This is a genomic window from Scytonema hofmannii PCC 7110, assembly GCF_000346485.2.
Classification (GTDB): Bacteria; Cyanobacteriota; Cyanobacteriia; order Cyanobacteriales; family Nostocaceae; genus Scytonema; species Scytonema hofmannii.
Map to the genome: position 1 here is coordinate 5,897,175 of NZ_KQ976354.1, position 23,622 is coordinate 5,920,796.

Below are 23,622 nucleotides of genomic sequence, written 5' to 3' on the forward strand. Positions count from 1 at the left end.
CATGTTCATCATCTTATGTCTACAATTACAATTACCGTTAAACTCTTTGCTGCTTACCAAGAAGCATACGGTGTACCAGAATTGTTGTTAGAATTTCCAGAAAGTACACCCGTTGCTGCAGTTCGCGATCGCCTGATTGCGGAACACCCTCAACTTTCTCAATTGCGGGATATCACCCGATTTGGGGTTAACCTCCAATTTGTAGAACCGGAAACTATCTTGAACAATGGTGACGAAGTGGTGTTAATTCCTCCTGTAAGCGGCGGTTGAATCAGTGACCAGTGACCAGTGACCAGTGACCAATAACAAAAACGAATTTTGGCAGAAAAATAACTTTAGGCTTGAGCTTTGGGCTAACAACTACGACTCCTCAATAGATATAGAAGAACTGGCGTTATCTGAAAGTGAGGTCGATCCAACTGTAGAAACAGCAGATTGGACAAAGTTTTCTAGAGTGCGTTCGCCAAGCGGTGGCTTTGCAGCATCGCAACCTAAGTTACCCGAACGACTTATATTTATAGATGGTCGCCGTCGTATTGTTGAGCGATCTCCATCTCCGCCTCACTGACAACCATAGCACTCTAGAAATCGTGGCTCCTTCTCCACCACACGAAGGGAAAGAAGTTCTCAGGTCGCTTTATTCTTCTGTTTGTTCTGCATTACTTTGCTTCTCAAACTCAACCAAAATTCGCTGAATTTCTGTGACTTCTATATCCTTCTGTTCAGATTTTGAAGAAATATCTAGTAATACGATAGTATTCGATGAACGAATCCAATAAATGAGTCGATATCCAGCGCTTTTACCTTTCTTGATGACCCTATTCTTAACCCGTACCTTGAAGATTTCATAACCTATACTAGAAAGGCGATCGCCTAGGAAATTTCCAGCTTGCAATTGTTCTAAAATTTCTTCTAGATCCCGTTGGATCTGGCGATACTTCTTGGACAGTGTACGAACCTTCCGTTGAAATTCAACCGTTAGTCTAATTTCAATGGGAGATGATTCAGTCAACTTCAATACCCTCCCACAACTGGGAAAGAGAAAGTGTTTGTCCGGTTATTGCTTCGTGCCACGATTGACGAAAGCTTTCTGCTGAAAATTCCAAAGCATTGTCATCGGCTTCTTCCCCCTCAACTGGTTCGTTGATTAACACAATCACTCGTACAACTCGATCGCTGGGAAAACTGTCCAAAAGTTCTTCAGGAACTTCTAGCGTTCCTTCAGGTGTGATTTTTGCCGGAAATTCGTATGCTTTCATTTTGAGTGTCCTCTGTCAGCCTAGAATTATAGTGTAGTAAACTTTAATTGGCACGGAAGAACTTGAGGGGGTCATTTTTTTTTGCACGTCTAAAACATTCGATAACTGGGAGTAATGTGGCATATTCATTTATGTATGTTAGTCATCTGCGACAAGTCATTGAAGCAATGGGAGGAGAATTAAAGATAACGGCAAAGTTTCCAGATGTTGAAGTTACAATTACTAATTTTGAATATTTGAAAATGGAGATTGAGGATTAGGAATTGAGGTAGATACAAATATATGATTTTTTATCTAAAATTGTATCATTAATTTGTACTATGACTAGTAACCAGTGACCAGTGACCAGTGACCAATAACAAAAACGAATTTTGGCAGAAAAATAACTTTAGGCTTGAGCCTTGGGCTAACAACTACGACTCCTCAATAGATATAGAAGAACTGGCGTTATCTGAAAGTGAGGTCGATCCCACTGTAGAAACAGCAGATTGGACAAAGTTTTCCAGAGAGCGATCGCGAAGCGGCTGCTTTGCAACATCGCAATCTACTTTACCCGAACGACTTATATTTATAGATGGTCGCCGTCGTATTGATGCGACTTTAATAGGTGGTAGCAGGAATACCATTGCCTATGGAGCTTTTGGAACGATCGCAGTGGGTGCTGTCCTTGTAGATAGAACAACCAGTACAGCCACCTGTTCTCAGTTTAATATCCGCCGTATAATTGGATTTGGAGGAAACCAACAAGCACCAGAAACCATAATTCCCTGTCCCTTGGGAACTAAAGCGCAGTTAATCTACGAACCAGTCGATCCCTATGTAGAGAACAATCCCAACGTTCCTAAAAATCTGGTTCAAAATACTATGCTCAAGACAGAAGCACTTCTAGCAGCCCAACAGTTTGCCCTAGATCCAGACACTTTAATCATTCGTGACGGACGATTACCTTATAACTCCGTGAATTTCACAGTGGGCTATGTTAAAACAATGCATAAAAATTATCTCAGTGAAAAATATGCAGCCCTGTTGTGGGAATTGAAACCAGGAGAACGTACCCCCATTTTCTTAATTAAAGAACAAAACCGTCCCCACTGGAGTTGGTATCTTAAATCCGGTCATGCTCAAACCTCTTGCGATCGTTTTGGTTACCACAATTTACACGGTATCGTTAGATTGGAATTGTCTAGCGATATTCCTTTGACAACAGCCCAAACAATCGCCGATCAAACCGCCTATCTCATTCCTGAATATGCATCCCATCCTTACAAAGACCCCCGCGCCCCACAAAATCTCACTCCAGTTGGCGCACTCGAACGAGAACTAGGGCGACGCATGGGTGATGCTATTCTCATCAAACGACGCGTACAAAACTTTTTAGCGTCTGTAGGGGTTTTGTCATGACAACTCCCGTCGGTTTTATCCTCGGTACTCAAGAAGCAACCCCCTTGGAATTTTGGGTTGCAGTGTCACCCGGTCAAGTTTTGCGCCTTGATGATGTGGTGGAAGTGCAAACTCACCGTCCTGATGGGAGTGGTATTGTGAAATTTTATGGTGTGGTTGATTATGTCCGCACCTTACATGAAGGAACTCAGTTTGATACAGATACTTTCTTGGCAAAAAGTGGTAGTTTGCCTGTGAATGTCTCCTATGCTGCTCATATTCAAGTAACACGCATTGAACCCGAAGAATATTTGCCACCGCAACCGGGCGATACAGTCATGTTAGCTGTGGATGAAGAATTAAAACGTGCTTTGCATTTTGATGGCATGGAAAAACGCATCCCCGCAGGTACAATGCGTAACAGTAGCCCAGCTTATTTTAACTATGAATTTATTGATGGCACAAAAGGCGCACATATTAATATTTCGGGTGTATCTGGGGTAGCGACAAAAACATCTTATGCTTTATTTTTACTCCACGGAATTTTTCACTCTGCTGCATTAGGTTACCATCGTGCTAATACTAAAGCTTTGATTTTTAACGTTAAAGGTGAAGATTTGTTTTTTATAGATAAGCAGAATGCTAAACTTAAAGAACAGGATTTAGCACAATATAAAATCTTGGGAATACCCGCAGAACCATTTAAAGATGTGCGTTTTTGTGCTGCACCAAGAAAAGGCAGTCATGATGTAGACCCGCATTTAGAACAACGGGCTGATAATATTTCAGTTTACTTGTGGAGCTTGAGGGAATTGTGTCGCGATCGCCTCTTCAGTTTCCTATTTGCTGGAGAGGATTTAGAAAGAGGAAATTTAGGATTTTTAGTTTCTATTGTAGAGGAAAAATTAGCACGCATTGCTGAAGATAATGATAAAACAGATAAAAAAAATAACAGAAAGCCTGGAGTGCATCTAGATGTAGAACCTTATGGAGCACCAGAGAAGAAAAAAGTCACAACGTTTAGAGAACTAATTGAATTTTTAGAAGATAAGTTAGTTGAAAATGAAGATAACAGTTGGTTGGGGCGAAATACCAACGCCACTGCTGAGGCTTTGATACGTCGCATATGGGGAATACGCGAGGAAATAGGGCATTTGATTCGTGGAGATTTGCCTCCCGAACAAATAGCAAAATATCAACTCGATCCTCTATCGCCTTCGCATCAAATAACGATTGTTGATATTAATAAGATAGGAGGAAAAGCGCAAAAGTTTGTTGTGGGAATACTTTTACAACGACTGTTTGCAGAAAAGGAAAAGCGGGGACAATACCCGGTTGTTTTTATAGTTCTTGACGAATTGAATAAATACGCTCCCCGTGAAGGGCGGAGTCCAATAAAAAATTTGTTGGTGGAAATTGCAGAACGGGGTCGTTCTTTGGGCATCATCTTGATAGGCGCACAACAAACAGCTTCAGAAGTGGAACGCCGTGTTGTAGGACAAGCTGCAATTCGCGTCGTCGGTAGACTCGATTCTGCAGAGGCTGAAAGTGCAGAATATAACTTTCTCTCAGGAGGATGTCGCAAGCGATCGCTCCTCCTAAAATCAGGTACTATGTTTGTTCACCAGCCTGAAGTTCCATCCCCGATTCTAATTAATTTTCCCTTTCCTCCCTATGCAACCCGCTATAGTGAAGTAGCAACTAATGATGAGGATGATGATATTGAATTTTAGTAGGGGCGCAATGCCTTGCGCCCGTACAGTGGTTAGTGGTTATTGTTTTTTTGCCTTGGCGATTAGAAATCGCGGCTATACAACCAAAGTCCACCTGCGCGGACTAAATTATCTAGTATCATAAATTTCTTGTGGTGCGGGCGAGGACGCCCGCCACGAATACAGGACAGGCGTCCTCGCCCATCCCATAATATGTGATAATCTATGTTATGATGTCAGAACTTCATCTAGAACCACCACAGGCAAACTGGGCAATGTTCGCAGTCTCTGATCGTTGGTGAGAAACTGGGTACATCCTGAAATTATTGCTGTTGCAGCATGAATAGCATCTGGTGTTCTTAATGAAGCGGTTGTTGCTCGTAGTCTTGCTGCCTCCCTCAGAATAATTTGATTAATTGGAATTAATTGAATAACTGATGATAAAAGTAAGTGCTCATAAGTATCAATCAGGTTAGTATTTAATTGCCGAAACGGTATTACCAAGGATTCCAGAAGAGTAAGTTCACTAGTGATTAGCTCGATTTGTCCTACCTGAAACTTCTGCCATAGCGGTTGGAGCAATTGCCAGTAATTTGGATGAACCTCGATTGTGTAGATTACTATCGAGGTATCAATGTAAATCTTGGCAGAATCTGGCAAATTTAACTGTCCCATGAATCTCTTTCAACCTGGAGATCGTAGTTAATTTCTTCAGCTGTTCTAAAAGGATGGTTGCTCCGAACCTGTTCAATCCATTCCAGAATGTTCTGACGACTCAGTTTGGGCTTCTCTGGAAGAATAATAATGACTTCAACAGTTTGTCCTACTGAATCAGAAACAGTTTCTGATGGCAAATTGATTTCTATTTTATTGCCAGGTAAAACTTTGGTTTCAATACGTAAAGCCGATTGCATTGAGTCTTTTCCTTATTTGGTTATTTTTCGAGGATTTAGTACATTTTTCTCCAAGAGTAAGCGATCGCGCTTCCTTTTTCCTGATTTGCGGTTCTTGCCTATAAATAAAAACCACATACTAACTATCCTAGTATGTGGCTTTCCAGCAATGCATTTAAATTCTAAAAAAGAATACTACTTCAAAAAGTCTTGTCAAGTGACAATTATCGTTTGTTTTAAGAATTCCCCTGAAATAAATTCTCCTAGAGACATGAACGTAGCACTTAACAAGCAGTCAATCGGCTAGTGGTTGGCTGCAATGACTCCGCAGGAACAAATAGCGTATTGTGGTCAGCAAAAGCCGTCCAAGTTTGGTCAGATAACGGTTCCGAGGCAACAATAACTTGGGTTGGGTGATTCGCATCATTATGTATCTCTTAGATACCAATCATTGCAGTTACAATATTGATAACATCCCTAATTTTTAGACAGTGTACGAACCTTCCGTTGCAATTCAACTGTTAGTTTAATTTCTCAGGGAGATGATTCGGTCAACTTCAATATCCTCCCATAACTGGGAAAGAGAAAGTGTTTGTCCAGTTATTGCTTCGTGCCACGATTGACGAAAGCTTTCTGCTGAAAATGTCAAAGCATTATCATCGGCTTCTTCCACCTCAACTGATTCGTTAATTAACACAATCACTCTTACAGATCGATCGCTGGGAAAATTGTCCAACAGTTCTTCAGGAACTTCTAGCGTTCCTTCAGGTGTAATTTTTGCTGGAAATTCGTATGCTTTCATTTTGATTCTCTTTTGTTAGTCTATAATTATAGCGTAATAGATTTTAATAATGCTTAAGTAATAAAATTTAGCCTTCCATAATAATGGGACAATGCATTGAGGTTAGAGGTGGTTCAGTATGCTTACTCCAGAAAATCTCGATTATTTCAAGTGGCAAATTCCAGATGGCTCTCGCGTCCGCCTAACTTTACTTCAAGAAGACGATCTAGAGTTTTTGCACAAGTGGAAAAGCCAAGTTGATATTTCCTACCTAACTTCTCAACCAATAGAGCACATTTCTTTAAAAGAACGACAGCGACGGTTTCAGGAGAAAATTCCCTCTGTATTTGCAATTCGCCGAATTACAGATAATCAATTCCTTGGACAGATTAGCTTATATAACCTCAATCCTAAAAATCGGTCAGCAGGGATCGGTTACTTCACTGGTGCAGACTATAGACGGCTTGGTTACACCAAAGAGGGATTGCAACTCCTAATTAATTACTTATTTAAGGTTATTGGGTTAAATAAAGTGATGGCAGATACTGGTGCGTTTAATCAAGCTTCAATTGCTCTGCTCAAGTCTTTGGGATTTCAACTTGATGGCTGTTTGCGTCAGCATCAATTACTGGATGGCGTGTTGCATAACCAGTTACTCTTCAGTTTGTTAGCTCAAGAGTGGAAGGAGAACGGCTATAGTCGGAATATGAGTTAAAGGTGATATTTTAATTAGAATGGACTCCTATGAAAACTAAGCCTTTTAGCGAACTTCGTAAAAAAATGATGCCTCAGCAGCAGGCAGAAAGTGAGATGCAGGCAAATCTTGCACTATTACTATTCTATTTGAGATTTTCTGAAGTGAGAGAATCTGTCGGCAAAACTCAAAGTGAAGTTGCTGAAGAGATGGAAGTAGGACAATCTGCTCTTTCAAAGATTGAGCATCAAGAGGATATTCAGGTTTCCACGCTCTCAAGATATATTACATCTCTTGGCGGAAGTCTTACCATAACAGCACGTTTTCCTGACAGGGAAATTGTTATCACTCAATTTGGAGTGACAGACTCATTACAGCACTGATTTGAGGACAGGGCTAATTTGCTCATTTGCAATCCACCCTATGTCTGACATCATTAACTTACCAATTGGCGGAACGCACTTGTAACATGGTTACGATCGTCAAGCAACGCCATAGCCTGTGTAAGGGCGTTTCAACTGAACCAGACGTGACGACAAAGTTGCTATCAGGACTAAATGCTGCACTCCAAACCCAATTTGAATGACCCGTAAAGGTAGAAATCCTTTCGCCTGAACTCACATTCCATACTTGTGCTATTTTACCTCCACTAGCAGTAGCGATCAGTTGACTGCGAGAGTCAAAGCCTAGCCCATATACCCTGTCATCCCCAGTAGGTAGTTCATGAAAGAGTTCAAATGTAGCACCCTTTTTTTTCCAGATCCTGACTGTACCGTCAAATTCAGCAATACCGTCACCGTCCAAATCATACCCTCTAGCAAGGTAACAACCAGCTCCAAAACCACAGGCTGTTGCGATGTAATTGCCATTGAGACTGAACTGTACAACTGTCACCTCTCCTAGACTTTCCTTAGATGTATTTCCAGGTAACTCTCGGATAAACTCTCCTGTTTTGACATTCCACAGTCGTGCCTTCCAGTCATCACTAACACTGACCAAGAATTGGTTGTCAGGGCTGAAGCTTGCTTCTACCACATTTCCCGTGCTTTTGTTCAAGATTATCACTACGCCTGTGACAATATTCATTATCTGTCCTGGCTTTTCACCTCTGCCGATTAGGACAAATTTGCCGTCAGAGCTAAAGACGGCGTTAGTAACTTCTATCAATTTCTCATTCAAGGTTTGGACTTGATTGGTTCTGAAATTCCGTACCTCCGCTCTGCCGTTATCATTAACTACAAGCACAAAATCGCCATTTGTGAAAGCTTTACCTTTTGCTAAACTAGTGTGTCCATCCAATGTGTCGATATTCAACACCTTTACTGTGCCGTTTTCCATATTTGTTGCTACTACCTGCTTGCTATCAGAAGTGAAAGCTATTGTCCATATCAGATTATTGTGTTGGTAATTAGGAATTTGGATTTTAGCTCGCACACGCGATTCAAAAAGGGCTTTTCTCAAAATATCCTCGGCTTCAGGGGTATGATATGTGTCTATTGCACGAGTTGCCAACTGTAAACTCTGTTCGGGATCGATTGCCAGCTGCAATTTTGCGTTCGCTGCAAGTTCACGAGATACAGAAATTTCCCGTTGCCAAGCTGCAACTCCAGCAAACGTGAATGCCACTGCTGAAAAGCTAGTAAGTACGATCGTAGTTCTGCGTTTTCGCCGATCGCGCAACTCCAAACTAGCATCAATAAACTGGTTTGCCGTCTCACTAAATCCACCCAGCACTTGATTAAACGTCACGTCTTTCCTTAGTTCTCGAATTTTCTCCAACTTCGAGCCACTCCACAGTTCATCCTCTGCTTTAGAAGCTTGCCACCTTGCCACATCATCATTTAATCGATTACGAAGCGCTATAGCTTGACGATTTGTTTTAATCCAGTTATTTAAAGTTGTCCAAGAAGTAAGAAGAGTTTCATGGGCAATTTCTACAGTAGATTGTTGGGATTGCTTTGGGCGGTCACTCACTAACAAATTATTATTAATCAACTTAACCAGCACATCTTGCTCAAGCTCCACGCTAAACTCAGAACGCAGCGCCCGTCTGCGAACGGGCTTCCACTCAATACCAGAGTCTTCATCCCCACCAATATCAACCAGTTTGAGGAAGATTCTCTGGGTAGCAATTTTTTCCTGTGCTGGTAAATCCTCATAAATTTTATCCACCCGTTGCTGAAGCGCACCCCTAACCCCACCTAACTTCCGGTAAGTACTGCTATTCAATGTGCGGTCATTGATACTGCCAGTTTTTACTTCCGTTTCCCACAGTAGATTCAGTGTGTACTGCAACAAAGGCAAATAACCTGCTTGTCCTTGTACATCCTTAATGATTTCCTCAACGAGCCCTGTTTCAAAAACTACACCATGATGAGCCGCAGGTTGTTCTATCGCCAAACGCAACTCATCTGATTGCATTTCTGCAATCAGCGGACGATGTTTATTTGTAGCTTTCACCAATGCTGGATAGGGGCTTAACTTATCAAGAAAATCAGCCCGCATTGTTGCCATGATTTTGACTTTTAGAACATTGGCTTTGGCTATTTGTACCAAACTAGCGATAAAGCGATCGCGTTTTTCTGAGTGACTGGTAGTAAACAACTCCTCAAACTGGTCAATTAAGATAAACCAATAATCATCAGCTTGCTTTAGCCTCGTCACTACTTGAGTTAATGTGTCAGCTTTAGCCTCACGGGCGATTTGGGCTTTTTGTTGCGTATTTTTACTAAGTAAACTAGCATATAAAGATTCAAATGGGTCTTGGTCAGGGGTAAATATCAGGTTAACTAACCGCGTTCCGTGTTTTTGGGAAAGCCAGGGAATCAAACCCGCACGCACTACCGATGATTTGCCACTACCACTAGCACCTAAAAGTAAAACTAGGTTAGTTTGTTCGAGTTCATCCACCAACCCTTGTAGAAATTGGTCGCGACCAAAAAATAAGTCTTTATCCTCTGGCTCAAATTTCTTTAAACCTTTGTAAGGAGAAGTTTCTATAAATTTACGAGTTTTAATCTCATCAATAGAGATTTGCAAAATCTCCGTATTGTTGATAGTAACATTGTTACTATCACCTTGAATTTGAATATTATCATTACCTATTGCAGCTTGCACCCCACCACTCAAAGTAGAATTTTCTACCTGCTGCTGAATCATTGGCTTAGCTATGGGTAGTAAGTTTTCCTCGGAATGCTCTTGCTGGCTCATAGGCTATTTTCGGTCAAATTATCCTTGGAAATCAACATTCTAGATTAACAAGTTATAACATTCAAGAATTTTATATAATATTTTCATATTCTAAAATTTTATAGATTATGAATATTAAAAAAATCTTAATTTTATCTGCCAATCCCAAAGATACAAATCAGTTGCGTCTCAATGAAGAAGTGCGGAATATTCAGGCTGCACTTGAACGAGCCAAAAATCGAGAACAATTTGAAGTTTTCACCTCTTGGGCAGTCCGAGTTGAGGACTTGCGTCGTGCATTGTTAGACCATCAACCAACAATTGTTCACTTTTCTGGGCATGGTTCAGGAACTACTGGATTGATTTTAGAAAATAATTTTGGGCAAGTGCAACTGGTAAGTAGTGAATCTCTAGCCCGATTATTTAAGTTATTTCAAAACAAAGTTGAGTGTGTTTTACTGAATGCCTGCTACTCAGAAGTACAAGCAGATGCCATTTATCAACATATTGATTGTGTTATAGGTATGACCCGTCCAATTGGAGATGTTGCCGCCACTGAATTTGCTGTTGGCTTTTATGATGCATTAGGGGCAGGAAGTTCCTATGATGTTTGTTTTGAAGTCGGTTGTGCTTCGATCGATCTAGCGGGAATTCCAGAGTCAGAAACTCCTGTACTTAAGTTTAGACCGCGTTTACCTCAAGCTTTAGATAAACAGACAGAACAACAAATAGATACAGAAGAATATGTTGCTAAGGGAAAAAATTCACCACCAAGAAATAATGGTGGTATTTCTCAAAACGTTAATGGAGGAACTGTGTACGGTGGGATGCAGGCTGCTATTGGTAAGAATAATCAACAGAGAATGACAACCCAAGCAGCTACTGGCAAACAGCCAACTAAAGAAGAAGCGATCCAGATGCTTGCAGAAATCGAGCAGATGATTAGCAGCGCAGAACTCCCAGTAAATATAAAAGAAGAAGCGATGATGTATTTGGGTGCAGCGAGAATTGCAACTGCAAAAGCAGAACCGAACAAAGCACTGATTACAACCAACCTTGGAGGTGTTGTTGAAATCTTGCAAAATGCTAGTCAAAACCAAGGAAAGGGTGAAACACTTTGGGAAAAGACAAAGCCTGTCTTATTGAACATAACTGATTGGTTGAATCAAGCGATCGCTCTTTCGATACTAGGAATGCTTGTAAACTAAAATTGAATCACTTGAACTAAAGGAATATTTTAAACTTAATCAATGATGCCACACCAGCGATCGCACACGAATAGAGAGATGGAAATCCAATTACCGCAAGCTGAGCAATCTGAAAGACCTTGGATGAAATTTGCAGGCGTGTTCAAAGACGATCCAGACTTTGATGCAGTTCAGCAGTATATTCAAGAGTATCGTCAGGAATTGGATGCTGCTCTTAATTTAGAAGATTCCGATCTAGAGAGAGACGCCAGTTGAACCTTTGGATTCAAGGGAATCGATTTTGTTTCTCTTTTTCAAAGTTATTTGCCTCAAGGCAAATTTTTGTAACAAATCTTGCTTTAATTACCACTCTCTGAATAAAACAGACATCAAGGTAACTTATTTTAGTAAAACTTATACCATTTTGGATTTTATATTTTAGATTTTGGATTGAGAAAGTGTCTAACCTCACTTTTGACCAACTATCTGTCGCACTCTGTATTCAAACTGGTATTACGCACTGATAAAATAAACGAGATGTATGTTAGCGCAATAAAAATGAAGGGAATATACTAGATTTCTAATAGGGAATTTTATGTTGAGATGGAAGTAATCCAAAATCCAAAATCTAAAATCCAAAATCTAAAATCCAAAATATATATGCGCTTAATCCATACCTCTGATTGGCATTTAGGAAAACGACTCAAAGGTGAAGACCGCACGCCGGAAATTGCGGCTGCACTTGATGAATTGCTCGAACAAGCCATAGCGCGACAAGTGGATGCTGTTTTAGTAGCAGGTGATATTTATGATGTCCCAAATCCGCCTGCTGAAGCCGAACAAGTCGCCTATAATTTTTTCTGCAAGCTGAAAGAGGCGAAAATTCCTGCAGTTGCGATCGCAGGAAATCACGACTCTGCTTTTCGTATTGATGGGATCGCAAAGCTGCTATCATTTGTGGGAGTCCAAGCATTAGGTAGACCCCAACCGCCAAATAAAGGCGGTGTGATTCACGTTGATACTCCTGGTGGAAAGTTGTGCGTCGCAGCAATGCCATTTGCTTCCGAACGTAGATTATTGAAATATGACGATTTGTGGGATAAAGACGATCTAGAACAACGCCAATATTACCGCTTTGCAGTTCAAAAAATCTTGAGTAAATTAGCAACTGAGTTCCGAGACGATCGCGTTAACGTCATCCTAGCACACATGACAATTGAAGGGTCTTTACGCGCTCACTCGGAAGTCGATTACTATACACGAGATACATATCTTATCTCTGGGCAAACTTTACCACCCACAGCCCAGTATATTGCCCTCGGTCACATTCACAAACCCCAAAAAATTTCTCACGCCGCACCGACTTGTTATGCAGGTTCTTTAGTTCAGATTGATTTTGGCGAAGCAGGGGAAGAAAAAGGATTTTATCTTGTTGAAGTAGAACCAGGACGCCCTGCAAAACCCGAATTTATCCCTATTTCTTGCCAAAAGCCTTTAAAAATTGTTCGATGTCATGACAACGATTTAGAAGAACATTTAGAAGCCAATCGGACACATCCAGGATTTTTAAAGTTGGTAGTTGAACTAACAGCACCTAAAATAGGTTTAGCTGAGATGGTGCGTAAAGTTTGTCCCCAGACATTGATTGTTGAACCTCATTATTTAAAAACCGAGCCAGAAAATCCTACTGAGTACCGCGAAGACAATCAATTTGATGCTGTTGAAGAGTTTCGTCGCTACTACTTGCAGCGTCACGAAACCACAGTACCGCCATCAGTGTTAGAAGCATTTGAAAAATTATATCAGGAGATGAGTGATGCGAGCGCTTGAATTATCCCTTGAAGGTTTTACCAGTTTTCGCTCTCGGGAAACTCTTGATTTCTCCGAACTCGATTTGTTTGCCATCACAGGACCAACAGGCGCAGGCAAAACTTCTCTTCTTGATGCTATCACTTTTGCACTGTACGGTCATGTCGCTCGGTTTGGCAAGGATGCTACTGCTAAAGAACTTGTGAGTCTTGGAAGCCAAAATCTCAAAGTCAGTTTTCGCTTCTCAGTGCGTGGGGTGGAGTATCGAGTCACTCGGACTTGGCGAGATCGTCCTAAAACTCCTGAGAGTAAAGTTTTGTTGGAATGGCTCCAAAATGACACTTGGGAAAAACTGGAAACAAAGAATGTGACCAAGCGAGTCGAGCAAGTGTTGGCGATGGATTATGAAACTTTTACTCGTGTCATTTTATTACCTCAAGGTAAGTTTGATGAATTTATTAAAGGAAGTAAAGTTAAACGTCGGGAAATATTGCGTGATTTAGCTGGATTTCAGATTTTTGAAAGAATGCGCCAACAAACTCAAGGACAAGCTGATGGCTTAAAAAAGGAATACCAAATTCTTGAGCGTCAGTTGGAGGAGTTAGAGTTACCCTCAGCAGAGCTATTTGCGGAAAAACAACAGCAGTGCAAGACTGTTGAACAGCAAATACCTGGATTTAATCAAGCAGTCTTCAAAGCACAAAAAGCTCTGGATGAAGAGGAAACTCTGTTCAAGCAAATAGAGCGTTTAAATGATTTGCGATCGCAGTTAGCTCAACTCATTGCTAAATCTGGAAAAATTGAAGAATATAAATTACATCTGCAACAATCCCAAGCTGCTGACCAAATTAAGGACACTTATGCTTTGGTGAAAGCTGCTAGAGACAGATTTAAAAAAGCACAGGCTGATGTTGTCTCCACACAAAAGAATCTCAGTCAAGCTATACAGGAATTAGAGCAAAAGAAGACAAAACTTAATGAAGTTACAAAATACCAAAAACAGGTAGAACCTCAGTTCAAGGCGAGAGAAGAAGCTTTAACTTCAGCGCGAAATTATGAAGAACAAAGACAGCAGCATCAAACGGAATTAACACGCAGCCGTCAAACACTCTCCCAACGACAAAATAATCTAGCTTTAGCCAAGCAAGACTTAAGTGATGCTGAGAAGAAATTGCAAGCAGCTAGCCACCAAGTCGAAGAAGCGGAAAAGGAATTGACTCAATATTCTCTAGGTGGTACTCGTTTAGAGCAACTTCAGGAGGTTTCACAACGGCTTGGTTCTTATAAGTTATTACAGGAGCAGACTGATAATTTTCGGCAAAAATTAGAGAAAGCAACTTTAGAACGACAAAAATCTGAGAAAAAATATCAGGAAATTCTGGCAAAATTAGAAAAAGCAAAATTAGTTTTCCAACAAAAGCAAAAACTTTTACAAGAAGCAGAAGCAGTCAATCATCTCGCATTACAAAGTAACCATGCTGCTGCTTTACGTCAGGCATTACATGATGGAGATAACTGTCCTGTTTGTAATGGAACATATGTAACAGCACAGTTGCTAAGTTTACCAAATATTGAACAAGTTAATACAACAGAATTATTATCTCAGAAAGATGAAGCGGAACAACAATATACAGCAACAGAGAAAGCTGTTGCTAAAGCCGAAACAAATTTAGAAAACTCCAAGCAAAAAGAAGCTGAAGCCCAACAGGAATTAGCCAATTCTGAAAGTCAATTAACTCAGTTAAAACAGGAAATTAGCTCTGTACTGGAAACAGATGGTTGGGAAATCAATGCGTTGAACCAAGAGTTCAAAGAACTGCAAGAAAGCGATCGCTTATATCATCAAACTTTAGCCAAGCAAAAAGATGCAGCAGCACGGGTGCGCGAAACCCAACAAGCATTAGAAGCCACTCGCAAAACTCATACAACAGCTTTAACAGAATGTAACCAAGCTCAACAAGAAGTCCAACGTTGGGAACAGCAGTTACAAGAAGTGGAAACCAAACTGCATGAAATCACTGGGGGTAAATCCTATGCAGAGTTGCAAACAGAACTAGAAAAAGACAAACAGAAGCTGGAAAAACAACTGAAACAAATCACTGAGGCTTATCAAACTGCAGAGAAAAAAGTGATTCGGTGTGAAGCTGAAGACAAAAAAGCTCGCGATGATGCAGATGCAGCACGTCTTCAGGAACAACAGTTGGAATCGACTTGGCAAGTTGCACTTGTTTCTGAAGGATTTACAGAGGATAGTTTTCTGACAGCGCGGGCTGATTCCAAACAGCAAAGTTTTTGGAAAGGAGAGATTTCAGATTATGATACAGGGAAAGTGGAGATAGAAACACGAGTTGAAGAAGCCAAGTCACAGGTAGGTGATCGCACCACGAATTCAGGTACTATCCAATCTTTGCGTGATGCCAAAATTGCAGCTGATGAACGACTCAAGCAAGCACAAAATCAACTGGCTCAATTCATGGCTTGGATACAAGACGCTCAATCTAAACAGAAACAAGCTGAAAAACGCCAAGAAGAATTGTCTTTAGTGAGGACACAAGTGGATACTTATACAAATCTTGCTCGCAGCCTCAAAACTGATGAATTTCAAGCTTTTGCTCTAGAACATTTAGAAAGAGATTTGGTAACTCGTGCAACCCATGTTTTGCAAGAACTCACAGATTCTCGCTATGCGCTGAGAATTCAAGATGGAGATTACTCGGTTGAGGATAATTGGAATGGTGGTGAATTGAGACGAGTGCAAACTCTTTCAGGTGGTGAAACATTCGCTGCATCTCTTTCTATGGCACTTGCTTTGTCAGAAAAGTTATCCATGGGTGCAGAGTTAGGCAGTTTATTTTTAGATGAAGGATTTGGTACTTTAGATGCAGATACGCTAGAAACTGTCTACCAAATTTTACAATCTCTACGACAGCAAGACCGATTGATTGGGGTCATTACTCATGTTAAGGCATTGGGAGAGCGATTGCCGCAAGTCAAGGTTTATAAGCGTCCAGAGGGATCGAGGATAGAAGTTGAGATCTTTTAATGTTGCATAACCAGTTACTCTTCAGTTTGTTAGCCAAGAGTGGAAGGAGAACGGCTATGTTTGTGTAAATTAAGCAATCGCTATCCTGGTTGGACTGGTGTAAGCCATAATCAAGAAAGAATTAGGAACCAGGAACACTAGAGGCGAACCATGCATATTTTATCCCTTCATTATCCCGATGACTTACTCATTACCTCCGGCAAATCACCCCAAGCATTAGAAGCAGAACTCACATTTTTGCTCGCCGTCAAACTATTTGAGCTACGCCGACTATCGCTTGGTAAAGCCGCCGCCTTTTGCAGTATGAACAAACCTCAGTTTATGTACGAACTAGGGCGTTTGCATATCCCAGTTATCAACCTAGATGATGATCAAATCGCCGAGGAATTGCGCGATGATTAACTCTGTCATTGTTGCCGATAGTAGCCCCCTTATCTCCTTATCAATTATCGGGCAACTGGAGCTTCTACCCCAACTGTATGAGCGAATATTACTTCCCCCAGCTGTGTGGGATGAAGTAACAGTGCAAGGTGTGGGTTTAGCTGGCGCACAAGCCGTCAGTCAATTAACTTGGTTGGAAATTCAAACCCCTGAAGCCCTGGTATTAGAACCATTATCAATCCTAGTCGATCGTGGAGAAGCTGAAGCTATTGCCTTGGCTCAGTCCACTCCAAATAGTACGGTACTTTTGGATGATGCTCAAGCACGACGGGTTGCAGAACGCTTAGGAATTCGCCGGATAGGTACTCTTGGCATTTTGCGTAAGGCGAAAAAAGCGGGTTTGATTGTTGAGATTAAAGCATACGTTGAGCAGCTACGCACAAATGGAATTTATATCCGATCTAGCATCATTGATGCAGTGCTACGGGATGTCGGAGAAATAGACTAATTGCGGGTTCAGATAATTTAAGGGTAAAGAGAGGCGTGCTGTTTTTACGAAGATGCACTCGCTCTGGTACAAAGCATCGCTGGTTACACAGAAGTGCAGAGCAACTTATACGCTTGAATGAGATCGCCTTCCCTTCACTTTTGTCAGCCAACTAGTTACTTTGGGATGTCACATGGGAATACTAATGATAAACAAGGTTACGTATATTCTTATGAATGACAGCTTAAACACTTACACCGTTATTATGCTTGGGCCACGGGGTTCTGGTAAAACCGTCTATCTGGCTAGTATGTATAAAAAGCTATCTACACAAGGAAAACAGGGTTTTTTCTTGGAAGTTGATAGCGCGGAAAAACGTAAGCGTCTCTATAACACATACACCCAAATCGCCATTGATGAAAAATGGCCAAAAGGAACAACTTACGATGAGGTGTCAGAATGGACTTTCACCTGTCGTGTTCAGACAGAAAATTTACCGATTTATTCAGCTTGTCGATTTAAATATCTTGATTATGCGGGTGGCAGACTTACAGACGAGATGGAAGATGAGGATACTTCTTTTGAGAGTCAACTGCAAAATGCTGATGCTTTACTAGGACTGTTGGATGGTCAAAGACTAAGGGCATTAATGCGTAATGAAAAGCTAGGGTTATTTTGGGTAGTCAATGAATTACCTAATATGTTGAACATAATGCAGGGCAGTCAAAAACCCATTCATTTTGTCATTAGCAAATGGGACACTCTCATCAATGAATATAGCCTAGAGCAACTACGAGAGCGTTTACTAGAGATTGACGAATTTAGAAACTTAATTCAAGCACGTAATGAAGCCCGTTTACCAGTTCGACTTATCCCAATTAGTTCAGTAGGAATGAACTTTGCAGAACTTCTGCCAGATGGAAGTATGGCTAAAACAGGCAGTTTACCTAATCCATTTTTGGTAGAAATGCCTCTAGCTTGTATTTTACCTGACATGATTAAAATTACCTTAGAGGAATTGATAAAGAAAAAGGAAGAAGGACTAAGCAAAAGAATTGAAGTTAAACCAAATTTGAGTTTTTGGGAGAGGTTAGGACAGATTGCTGGGGGCGTAGGGAAAATTGGTATTGGCATAGTCAAACAATTTTTACCGAAAAAATACAGTTTTGCTGAAGATATTTTAGAGGACTTAATTGATTTTCTTGATGATCTGGAGAAACCAGCCAAACAAAAACAAGAAGCAGCACTAAGAAGAGCCGAGGAACTCCGTCGTAAACAAGCCGAATCTTTGAAAAAAGTTACTAATGAAGAAACAGCACTTAAGCACGTTGTGAATTGTTTTATTTCGCTTACGGATGAACTTGAATCTAAATTTCCTGCATCTAATCTAAAATAACTCTAGACAACCAAAGATTTTTTATGACAGATATTCAAGCTTGGGCTTTTCTAGTTGGGTGTAATCAATACCTTGACTATAGAACCATAGTTGCTCCCAGTTTTATGTGTGAATCAAAAACGACAAGCCTACTAGCTAAAGCAGCAGGTGGAGGCTTAACCGAAGTTGGAACGGCGTACTACCGTGAAATTCATAATTCTAAAGTGGATGAGATCACTTTGGTTTTCCGTATCATTGAAGCAACATCGGAAGATACAGGAATTGAAGGACAGGGAGTGTTGAAAGATTTATTTGGGAGAGAAATTGATTTAATAGAAGGTATTGTTTTTCAAGGATTACAACCAGATATTATAGTCACACAGGAAAATCTTGAAAAAATTCATCAAAAGATAATAGTTCATTATCGGGATTTTTGGAATACTACAACTTCTCAACCTGCTATCGCTTCAGAAACTCTGGCTTGGATAGAAGATAATCACTCAAATAACTGCTTGCAATATATTAAGCTCAAAAATTATTATCTAGATTTTAGACAACAGAAGGTAATTGAAAAATCATCTAAATTTCAGCAGAGCCAATCATGGAAGAGTTTGGGGACGAAAGAATATGATGGAGAAATTACTTCTGTAGTGTACGTACCTAACCAAGAAAGTATCATATATCGTTATGAAAGAACAGTGATGATTGCTAACTGGAAAAAAAAGCAATCTAAAAAATTGTTTGTACAGAGAAAAGTGTTTGGTGATTGTCCTACTCCTGTAAATATCAGTCAGAATGGTGAATTTGTGGCTACTGCAATTATTGAAAAGCAAGATAGAAACATTGTAAAACTTTGGAATATCAATAATATTTGGAAATCTAATGACGATAAAATAAGTCCTATTGTGGAGTTTGAAAGTTCTTCATTTGGAATATTTGGAAGTACGGTTTTGGGTAGAATTCATACAGTAACTTTTTCTCCTGATAACACTATTTTAGTGATTGCTGGTGCAAATCAAACAATTGTTGTGTTAGATGTCAGCAGTGGAGGTGAATTAGAAAGGCTATATGGACATTCAAGTACAATTAGAACTATAGCAATTAGTCCAGATGGAAAATTAATGGCTAGTGGCGATGAGCTTGGAGATATTAAGATTTGGAATTGGCAAACGAGACAAGAAATTGACCATATTAATATTCGTTTACCAGTTAGAACTATAGCAATTAGTCCTGACAGCAAAACTTTGGTGAGTGGTGGAGATGATTGTAGTGTAAAGCTTTGGGATTCTTATACAAGAAAAGAAATTACTACTCTTGCACAACATATAGAACCGATAAACACAGTGGTTTTTAGTCCTGATGGTCAAATGCTTGCTATTGGGAGTGATGACTGTACTATAAAACTTTGGGATGTTCAAAGACAAACAAAAATCGCTGAACTAGAAGGACATACTAAAGGAGTAACATCAGTATCCTTTAGCTCTGATGGTCGAACTTTAGTAAGTGGAAGCAAGGATAAAACAATTAGAGCGTGGGAACGTTTACCAGATTGAATAATAAAATTTCTCACTAATAATTACGTAATGTGTTAAAAAGTACCTATATGGGGCGTGCTGATACTCATCGAGGTAAACCTTTCCGATTTATCCTGAATCATTCAATGGTGACTGCAACTCTGCAATGGGTTGATCGGGGTGAGTTTACAAAGAACAAATTGTCAGACCTTTTGGATTATTGCCGGTTCCTTTAGTAGAGGTCTTCTATGTTGACCACCTTTACCAAGCAGTTGTTTAAAGAATGTATATCCAATTTGAGAAAATGATTGGTATGATTAAAAATAAAAGTATTGTGTAGATGTTCCTAGCTATGGAAACTAAGAAATACGTTTACTGGCAAGATGAAGAAATGTGGATCGGGTATTTGGAAGAATATCCGGATTACTGGACTCAAGCAGAAACTGAAGAGGAATTGAAAGAAAACTTAGTGGATATTTACAAAGAGTTGACAAATAGAATCTGAATATGCGCTGAAAAGCATAAGTTACAATATGATAAGATAAACTGAACATTTGTAAACATTGCTTGATATAGCGTAGAAGGGATTTATGAACGAACAAGAATGTGCAGTCGCCTATCAGGAACTTGTAGAAATCCTTAATCAGTTTCAGTTGGGGTGGTTAGTTGAAAAGGTAGCTGATGTTATTAAAAGAGGAAAACAAGTTATCGTGCAAGACAATGGTCAAAAGGCTTCTCACCTAGAAGTTGAACCATTAACAAACCGGGAACAATTATTTCTCTTAATAGATGCGATAGAACGGGCGTTAGTTGAAACGGCAGCGATGGAGGTGGAAATTTCTGATTTTTTGAGAGAACAAAATCTGGAGTCAAAAATTATTACTTCAGATGGTAAGCAAGAAACAGTACATGATTATCGAAGGTCGGTTGTTTATCCTCGGAAAGAAAATGCTGATGCGTTAAAAGAACTGCTTGAAGAATTGCGTCAGGATGCTTTAGCCCATGTCGATTAATTCTCGGTTAAAGCAAGCAATTAGCAGTTTGATCGCTGGATCTATAGACCCTGGTTACGCATCTGATAGTAAAACCTCAGAACTATATGAAAGATATATTTTTGAAATTATCCTCGGTGCTGCTAAAAATGAGGGGGCGTCAATTTTTTACTTAGATACTTTTGGAAATCAGCCTCAGTCTTTACTGTTTCGTGAAAGTCCGGGTCAAATTTATGCAACAGATAAACCTTATACCTACTCGATAATTGAATTTCCAGGTAAACCTTTATTAGAAGTTCATGTGGGAGTAAGAGTTCAAGGAGTTTCCCAGGTATCTCATGAATGCGATGTCTGTGTTTTGTATCAAGAAGAGGCGAATCGTTGTCGAGTAGAAAGACAAGAACCAGATTGTTCAAGAATTGTTATTGCGGTTGAATGTAAACATTACGAATCAGAACTGAATCTCGATTTAGCTCGTTCTTTTATTGGTTTAACTTCCGAGTTACAAGTAGAAGGAGATTGTTATTTTGTTTCCAATACGAACAGTACGTCTGTTGCTAAATTACTGGCAATTCGCCGTCTAAAGTGGGAACAAAATATGACTCCAGGTTCAAGGAATAACGTCAATCGGCTAAGGTACGCTTTTCAAAGTAACTTTAAGGATTTTAAGGCAAGATACGGAATCTAACACCAAGACGTGATTGTGGCATCTCTGGATGGGATGAAAATCCTGGATGTGGAGGTTTGCTTGCGCGATCGCCAAGGCTGGGTAGTATGGGAGGAAGAAGGGCGCTATCCCGATGTGATTATTGAGTTACTGCTTGCGCTTCTTTGAGCGACAGAAGAAGTTAATTTTGCTATCAGAAGAAATAGCAGAACAAGAGCAGCAACGATCTGAACGGCTTAGCTGTATTTAATGCAATCGCTATAGAATCAAATAAAAACTCCAGTTCTCAAGATGGATGAGGTTTATCATTAAGCGTGACTTCCTAGAAAAAAAATTCTGGCTATTTGAATAAAATCTCAAAAATCACTCCATAAGTAAATAAAGGGATGAGTTCCCAAGTAGGAAACCACAAACAAGGAGGTCTATAAGTCTGAAAAAATCTCAATAGATGATAGATCGCTAAGGTCTCACTCTGTTGCGCTTTATCTGCAAAAATTTGCCTTAAACAATGAGGATGGAGTTGGTGTTGTGATTTATGATACTTTAAAGCCTATCATTTTGACCAACCAGGATGCTATGGATAAATTGGACGAAAAGCTTTTTAAACTCATCGAAGATACCTGTCAACAACCGCGTGGCAGTCTTGAGCGCCAAAAAGGGTTGAATGAGATTGTTCGACTTATCAAAGGCAAACTGTGGAAAGATAACTCTCATCATTATGAGGATGCATTGCAAAGAACTTGGCTGTATCTCTGCCGCAATCTTTGCGAAGCAAATACAGGTAAAAAATTTGACACACATCAAACAAGTGTGATCACTTGGCTCAATGCTTATCTTAAATTTGAACTGCAAAAGTTTTACACTCAGGATCGGGAAAAATTGCAGCGGTTTGTAAGTGAAATTGTTTCAGATCCGGATGAAATCTTAGACTCTGTGGCAGCCCCTATCGATGTTCCTTCCATGCTGGAATTAACGAGAGAGTGGGTGGAGACAGATCCGACAGGAGAGTTACGCAGCACCCATATCAAAGGACACCCAGAAGTTAACTGCCAAGCTATTATATTGCGACGATTACCTCCGGAAATGAGTTGGAAAGAGATATCGGCAGAATTTAATGTTCCATTAGCGACTTTAAGTTCGTTTTATCAACGGCATTGCCTACCCCGTTCAAAGAAGTTTGCCGAAGAACAAGGATATTTGTAGAAGTTAATAAGAGGTTTTTTCGCATGGCTGGAATTACGGATGAAATGTTTGAACGTACTGTCGTGTTACCTATAACTAAGGAAGCACATTATATTGCCTGTCAGTTGGCAGATGTTCAGCTAACGCCGCAAAAAGCAGAACAGGTGCGGTTGAATACTTTAGCGGTGACGGTAGTCAATAACTACTTGCAGATGATGGATATTCCTACGGATGTTTCAGCTAGTTACAGCCGCAAACCTTTTATGCTTATGTTTAATGACGTAGCAGATTTGGTTATTCCAGAAGCAGGGCGTTTGGAATGCCGTCCGGTAAAGGCAAATGCGGAAACTTGTTATTTTCCGTTGGAAGTTTGGAATGACAGGATTGGTTATATTGCGGTGCAGATGGATGAAGCTTTGAAAGAAGCAGCGCTGGTAGGTTTTACGCCAAAGGTAGAAACTGAGGAGTTACTGCTTGAGCAATTTCAGCCATTACAAGATTTTCTTCAGTACATCAACCAACTTTTACAAGGAGTGGTTGCGTTGTCATCGGTAGATGCTGTTCAACTAACGAATCTCAGCCAATGGTTACAGGATATTTTTGAGCCTGGTTGGCAAACACTTCATTCGCTGATGAAAACATCACAAGCAAATCTAGCTTATGGGGGTGCGTGGAGAAGTACAAAAGATAGTGCTACATCCAATGAAGATACACAATCAAATACTGTCAAACGTGTCAAGGTTATCAATTTAAATACTCCGCAGGGAAATTACTCGGTTGTTTTAGAAGTTTCGATTACACCAGATTACAAATCTGTACCGATACAGAAAGAACAAGAAACAAATATTTGCTTACGAATCAAACCTGCTGTGCGCCAAACTTTTTTGCCTCTGGGGTTGGAAATGATGATTTTAGATGATAAAGGAGATGTTTTTGATCGAGTTCAAGCTGCGCGTGAATTTGATTATATCCAGCTACAAATAGGTGGTCATCCCGAAGAACGATTTAGCGTTCGGGTTGCACTTGATGATACCAATGTTACTGAGGATTTTATTATCTAACAGATATTTAATTTGT

General features: G+C 40.1%; 27 protein-coding genes. 21 read left to right on the forward strand and 6 right to left on the reverse strand.

The features are described 5' to 3' along the window. Window positions 1-15: 15 nt before the first annotated feature. On the forward strand, window positions 16-270 hold the full coding sequence (locus tag WA1_RS24520; RefSeq protein WP_017739889.1) for a MoaD/ThiS family protein: 255 nt from the start codon (window positions 16-18) through the stop codon (window positions 268-270). 25 nt (window positions 271-295) lie between these two features. Next, the gene (locus WA1_RS24525; RefSeq protein WP_017739888.1) at window positions 296-568 is read left to right on the forward strand and encodes a hypothetical protein; all 273 of its coding nucleotides are present in this window, start codon (window positions 296-298) and stop codon (window positions 566-568) included. Between the two features lie 69 nt (window positions 569-637). Here the strand turns inward: WA1_RS24525 and WA1_RS24530 are convergent, their stop codons facing one another. Continuing rightward, window positions 638-1,012: a type II toxin-antitoxin system RelE/ParE family toxin gene (locus tag WA1_RS24530; protein WP_017739887.1), complete on the reverse strand. Its 375-nt coding sequence runs from the start codon at window positions 1,010-1,012 to the stop codon at window positions 638-640. Next, the gene (locus tag WA1_RS24535) at window positions 1,005-1,259 is read right to left on the reverse strand and encodes a hypothetical protein (RefSeq protein WP_017739886.1); all 255 of its coding nucleotides are present in this window, start codon (window positions 1,257-1,259) and stop codon (window positions 1,005-1,007) included. Before WA1_RS24535 ends, WA1_RS24530 begins: the two co-directional genes overlap by 8 nt. Window positions 1,260-1,390: 131 nt before the next feature. Here WA1_RS24535 and WA1_RS24540 point away from each other — a divergent pair, with 131 nt between their 5' ends. From WA1_RS24540 to WA1_RS24550, 3 genes are all read left to right on the forward strand, one after another. Continuing rightward, window positions 1,391-1,519 (forward strand): hypothetical protein, encoded by a 129-nt coding sequence (locus tag WA1_RS24540; RefSeq protein ID WP_017739885.1) that lies wholly within the window; start codon window positions 1,391-1,393, stop codon window positions 1,517-1,519. A gap of 88 nt (window positions 1,520-1,607) precedes the next feature. Continuing rightward, window positions 1,608-2,660, forward strand: coding sequence for a hypothetical protein (locus tag WA1_RS24545; RefSeq protein ID WP_017739884.1), 1,053 nt, complete (start codon window positions 1,608-1,610; stop codon window positions 2,658-2,660). After that, window positions 2,657-4,372: an ATP-binding protein gene (locus WA1_RS24550; RefSeq protein WP_017739883.1), complete on the forward strand. Its 1,716-nt coding sequence runs from the start codon at window positions 2,657-2,659 to the stop codon at window positions 4,370-4,372. Before WA1_RS24545 ends, WA1_RS24550 begins: the two co-directional genes overlap by 4 nt. Window positions 4,373-4,579: 207 nt before the next feature. On the opposite strand, the gene WA1_RS24555 is transcribed toward WA1_RS24550, so the two are convergent. The 3 genes from WA1_RS24555 to WA1_RS24565 form a co-directional block, all read right to left on the reverse strand. Beyond that, a complete protein-coding gene (locus WA1_RS24555) occupies window positions 4,580-5,026 on the reverse strand; it encodes a type II toxin-antitoxin system VapC family toxin (protein ID WP_017739882.1) in 447 nt (148 codons plus the stop codon). Further along, the gene (locus WA1_RS24560; protein ID WP_017739881.1) at window positions 5,014-5,265 is read right to left on the reverse strand and encodes a hypothetical protein; all 252 of its coding nucleotides are present in this window, start codon (window positions 5,263-5,265) and stop codon (window positions 5,014-5,016) included. Before WA1_RS24560 ends, WA1_RS24555 begins: the two co-directional genes overlap by 13 nt. 505 nt (window positions 5,266-5,770) lie before the next feature. Continuing rightward, window positions 5,771-6,046, reverse strand: a complete 276-nt coding sequence (locus WA1_RS24565) for a hypothetical protein (RefSeq protein ID WP_017739880.1) — start codon at window positions 6,044-6,046, stop codon at window positions 5,771-5,773. Between the two features lie 118 nt (window positions 6,047-6,164). Here WA1_RS24565 and WA1_RS24570 point away from each other — a divergent pair, with 118 nt between their 5' ends. Then, window positions 6,165-6,740 (forward strand): GNAT family N-acetyltransferase, encoded by a 576-nt coding sequence (locus tag WA1_RS24570; RefSeq protein ID WP_017739879.1) that lies wholly within the window; start codon window positions 6,165-6,167, stop codon window positions 6,738-6,740. Between the two features lie 29 nt (window positions 6,741-6,769). Beyond that, complete coding sequence (locus WA1_RS24575; protein WP_017739878.1) at window positions 6,770-7,102, forward strand: helix-turn-helix domain-containing protein; 333 nt, start codon at window positions 6,770-6,772, stop codon at window positions 7,100-7,102. A 58-nt stretch (window positions 7,103-7,160) separates the two neighbouring features. Here the strand turns inward: WA1_RS24575 and WA1_RS24580 are convergent, their stop codons facing one another. Then, window positions 7,161-9,929: an NACHT and WD repeat domain-containing protein gene (locus WA1_RS24580; protein ID WP_017739877.1), complete on the reverse strand. Its 2,769-nt coding sequence runs from the start codon at window positions 9,927-9,929 to the stop codon at window positions 7,161-7,163. Window positions 9,930-10,036: 107 nt separating this feature from the next. On the opposite strand from WA1_RS24580, the gene WA1_RS24585 reads away from it, so the two are divergent. The 14 genes from WA1_RS24585 (at window position 10,037) to WA1_RS24630 (ending at window position 23,606) form a co-directional block, all read left to right on the forward strand. Next, on the forward strand, window positions 10,037-11,116 hold the full coding sequence (locus WA1_RS24585; RefSeq protein WP_017739876.1) for a CHAT domain-containing protein: 1,080 nt from the start codon (window positions 10,037-10,039) through the stop codon (window positions 11,114-11,116). 42 nt (window positions 11,117-11,158) lie between these two features. Then, complete coding sequence (locus WA1_RS57235) at window positions 11,159-11,371, forward strand: hypothetical protein (protein ID WP_158516687.1); 213 nt, start codon at window positions 11,159-11,161, stop codon at window positions 11,369-11,371. A gap of 384 nt (window positions 11,372-11,755) precedes the next feature. Beyond that, on the forward strand, window positions 11,756-12,925 hold the full coding sequence (locus WA1_RS24590; protein WP_026134307.1) for a metallophosphoesterase family protein: 1,170 nt from the start codon (window positions 11,756-11,758) through the stop codon (window positions 12,923-12,925). Continuing rightward, entirely contained in the window at window positions 12,912-15,947 is a 3,036-nt protein-coding gene (locus tag WA1_RS24595; RefSeq protein ID WP_017739873.1) for an AAA family ATPase, read from the forward strand. The genes WA1_RS24590 and WA1_RS24595 overlap by 14 nt, the downstream gene beginning before the upstream one ends. A gap of 150 nt (window positions 15,948-16,097) precedes the next feature. Continuing rightward, window positions 16,098-16,349: a UPF0175 family protein gene (locus WA1_RS24600; RefSeq protein ID WP_017739872.1), complete on the forward strand. Its 252-nt coding sequence runs from the start codon at window positions 16,098-16,100 to the stop codon at window positions 16,347-16,349. After that, window positions 16,342-16,836: a PIN domain-containing protein gene (locus WA1_RS24605; protein ID WP_017739871.1), complete on the forward strand. Its 495-nt coding sequence runs from the start codon at window positions 16,342-16,344 to the stop codon at window positions 16,834-16,836. Before WA1_RS24600 ends, WA1_RS24605 begins: the two co-directional genes overlap by 8 nt. A gap of 184 nt (window positions 16,837-17,020) precedes the next feature. After that, entirely contained in the window at window positions 17,021-18,211 is a 1,191-nt protein-coding gene (locus tag WA1_RS24610) for a P-loop NTPase family protein (protein WP_272819219.1), read from the forward strand. Between the two features lie 23 nt (window positions 18,212-18,234). Next, on the forward strand, window positions 18,235-19,743 hold the full coding sequence (locus WA1_RS24615; RefSeq protein WP_017739869.1) for a WD40 repeat domain-containing protein: 1,509 nt from the start codon (window positions 18,235-18,237) through the stop codon (window positions 19,741-19,743). Window positions 19,744-20,056: 313 nt separating this feature from the next. Next, window positions 20,057-20,209, forward strand: a complete 153-nt coding sequence (locus tag WA1_RS58200) for a hypothetical protein (protein ID WP_169886876.1) — start codon at window positions 20,057-20,059, stop codon at window positions 20,207-20,209. Window positions 20,210-20,294: 85 nt separating this feature from the next. Further along, window positions 20,295-20,717 carry a hypothetical protein gene (locus tag WA1_RS53180; RefSeq protein ID WP_051076982.1) on the forward strand — a complete coding sequence of 141 codons (423 nt, stop codon included), beginning with the start codon at window positions 20,295-20,297 and terminating at the stop codon, window positions 20,715-20,717. Beyond that, the gene (locus tag WA1_RS53185; RefSeq protein WP_051076981.1) at window positions 20,707-21,384 is read left to right on the forward strand and encodes a hypothetical protein; all 678 of its coding nucleotides are present in this window, start codon (window positions 20,707-20,709) and stop codon (window positions 21,382-21,384) included. Before WA1_RS53180 ends, WA1_RS53185 begins: the two co-directional genes overlap by 11 nt. A gap of 15 nt (window positions 21,385-21,399) precedes the next feature. Further along, window positions 21,400-21,531, forward strand: a complete 132-nt coding sequence (locus tag WA1_RS60185; RefSeq protein ID WP_272819479.1) for a hypothetical protein — start codon at window positions 21,400-21,402, stop codon at window positions 21,529-21,531. Between the two features lie 408 nt (window positions 21,532-21,939). After that, window positions 21,940-22,566 carry a hypothetical protein gene (locus tag WA1_RS24625; protein ID WP_026134306.1) on the forward strand — a complete coding sequence of 209 codons (627 nt, stop codon included), beginning with the start codon at window positions 21,940-21,942 and terminating at the stop codon, window positions 22,564-22,566. A gap of 23 nt (window positions 22,567-22,589) precedes the next feature. Next, window positions 22,590-23,606 (forward strand): DUF1822 family protein, encoded by a 1,017-nt coding sequence (locus WA1_RS24630; protein WP_017739865.1) that lies wholly within the window; start codon window positions 22,590-22,592, stop codon window positions 23,604-23,606. Window positions 23,607-23,622 lie beyond the last annotated feature (16 nt).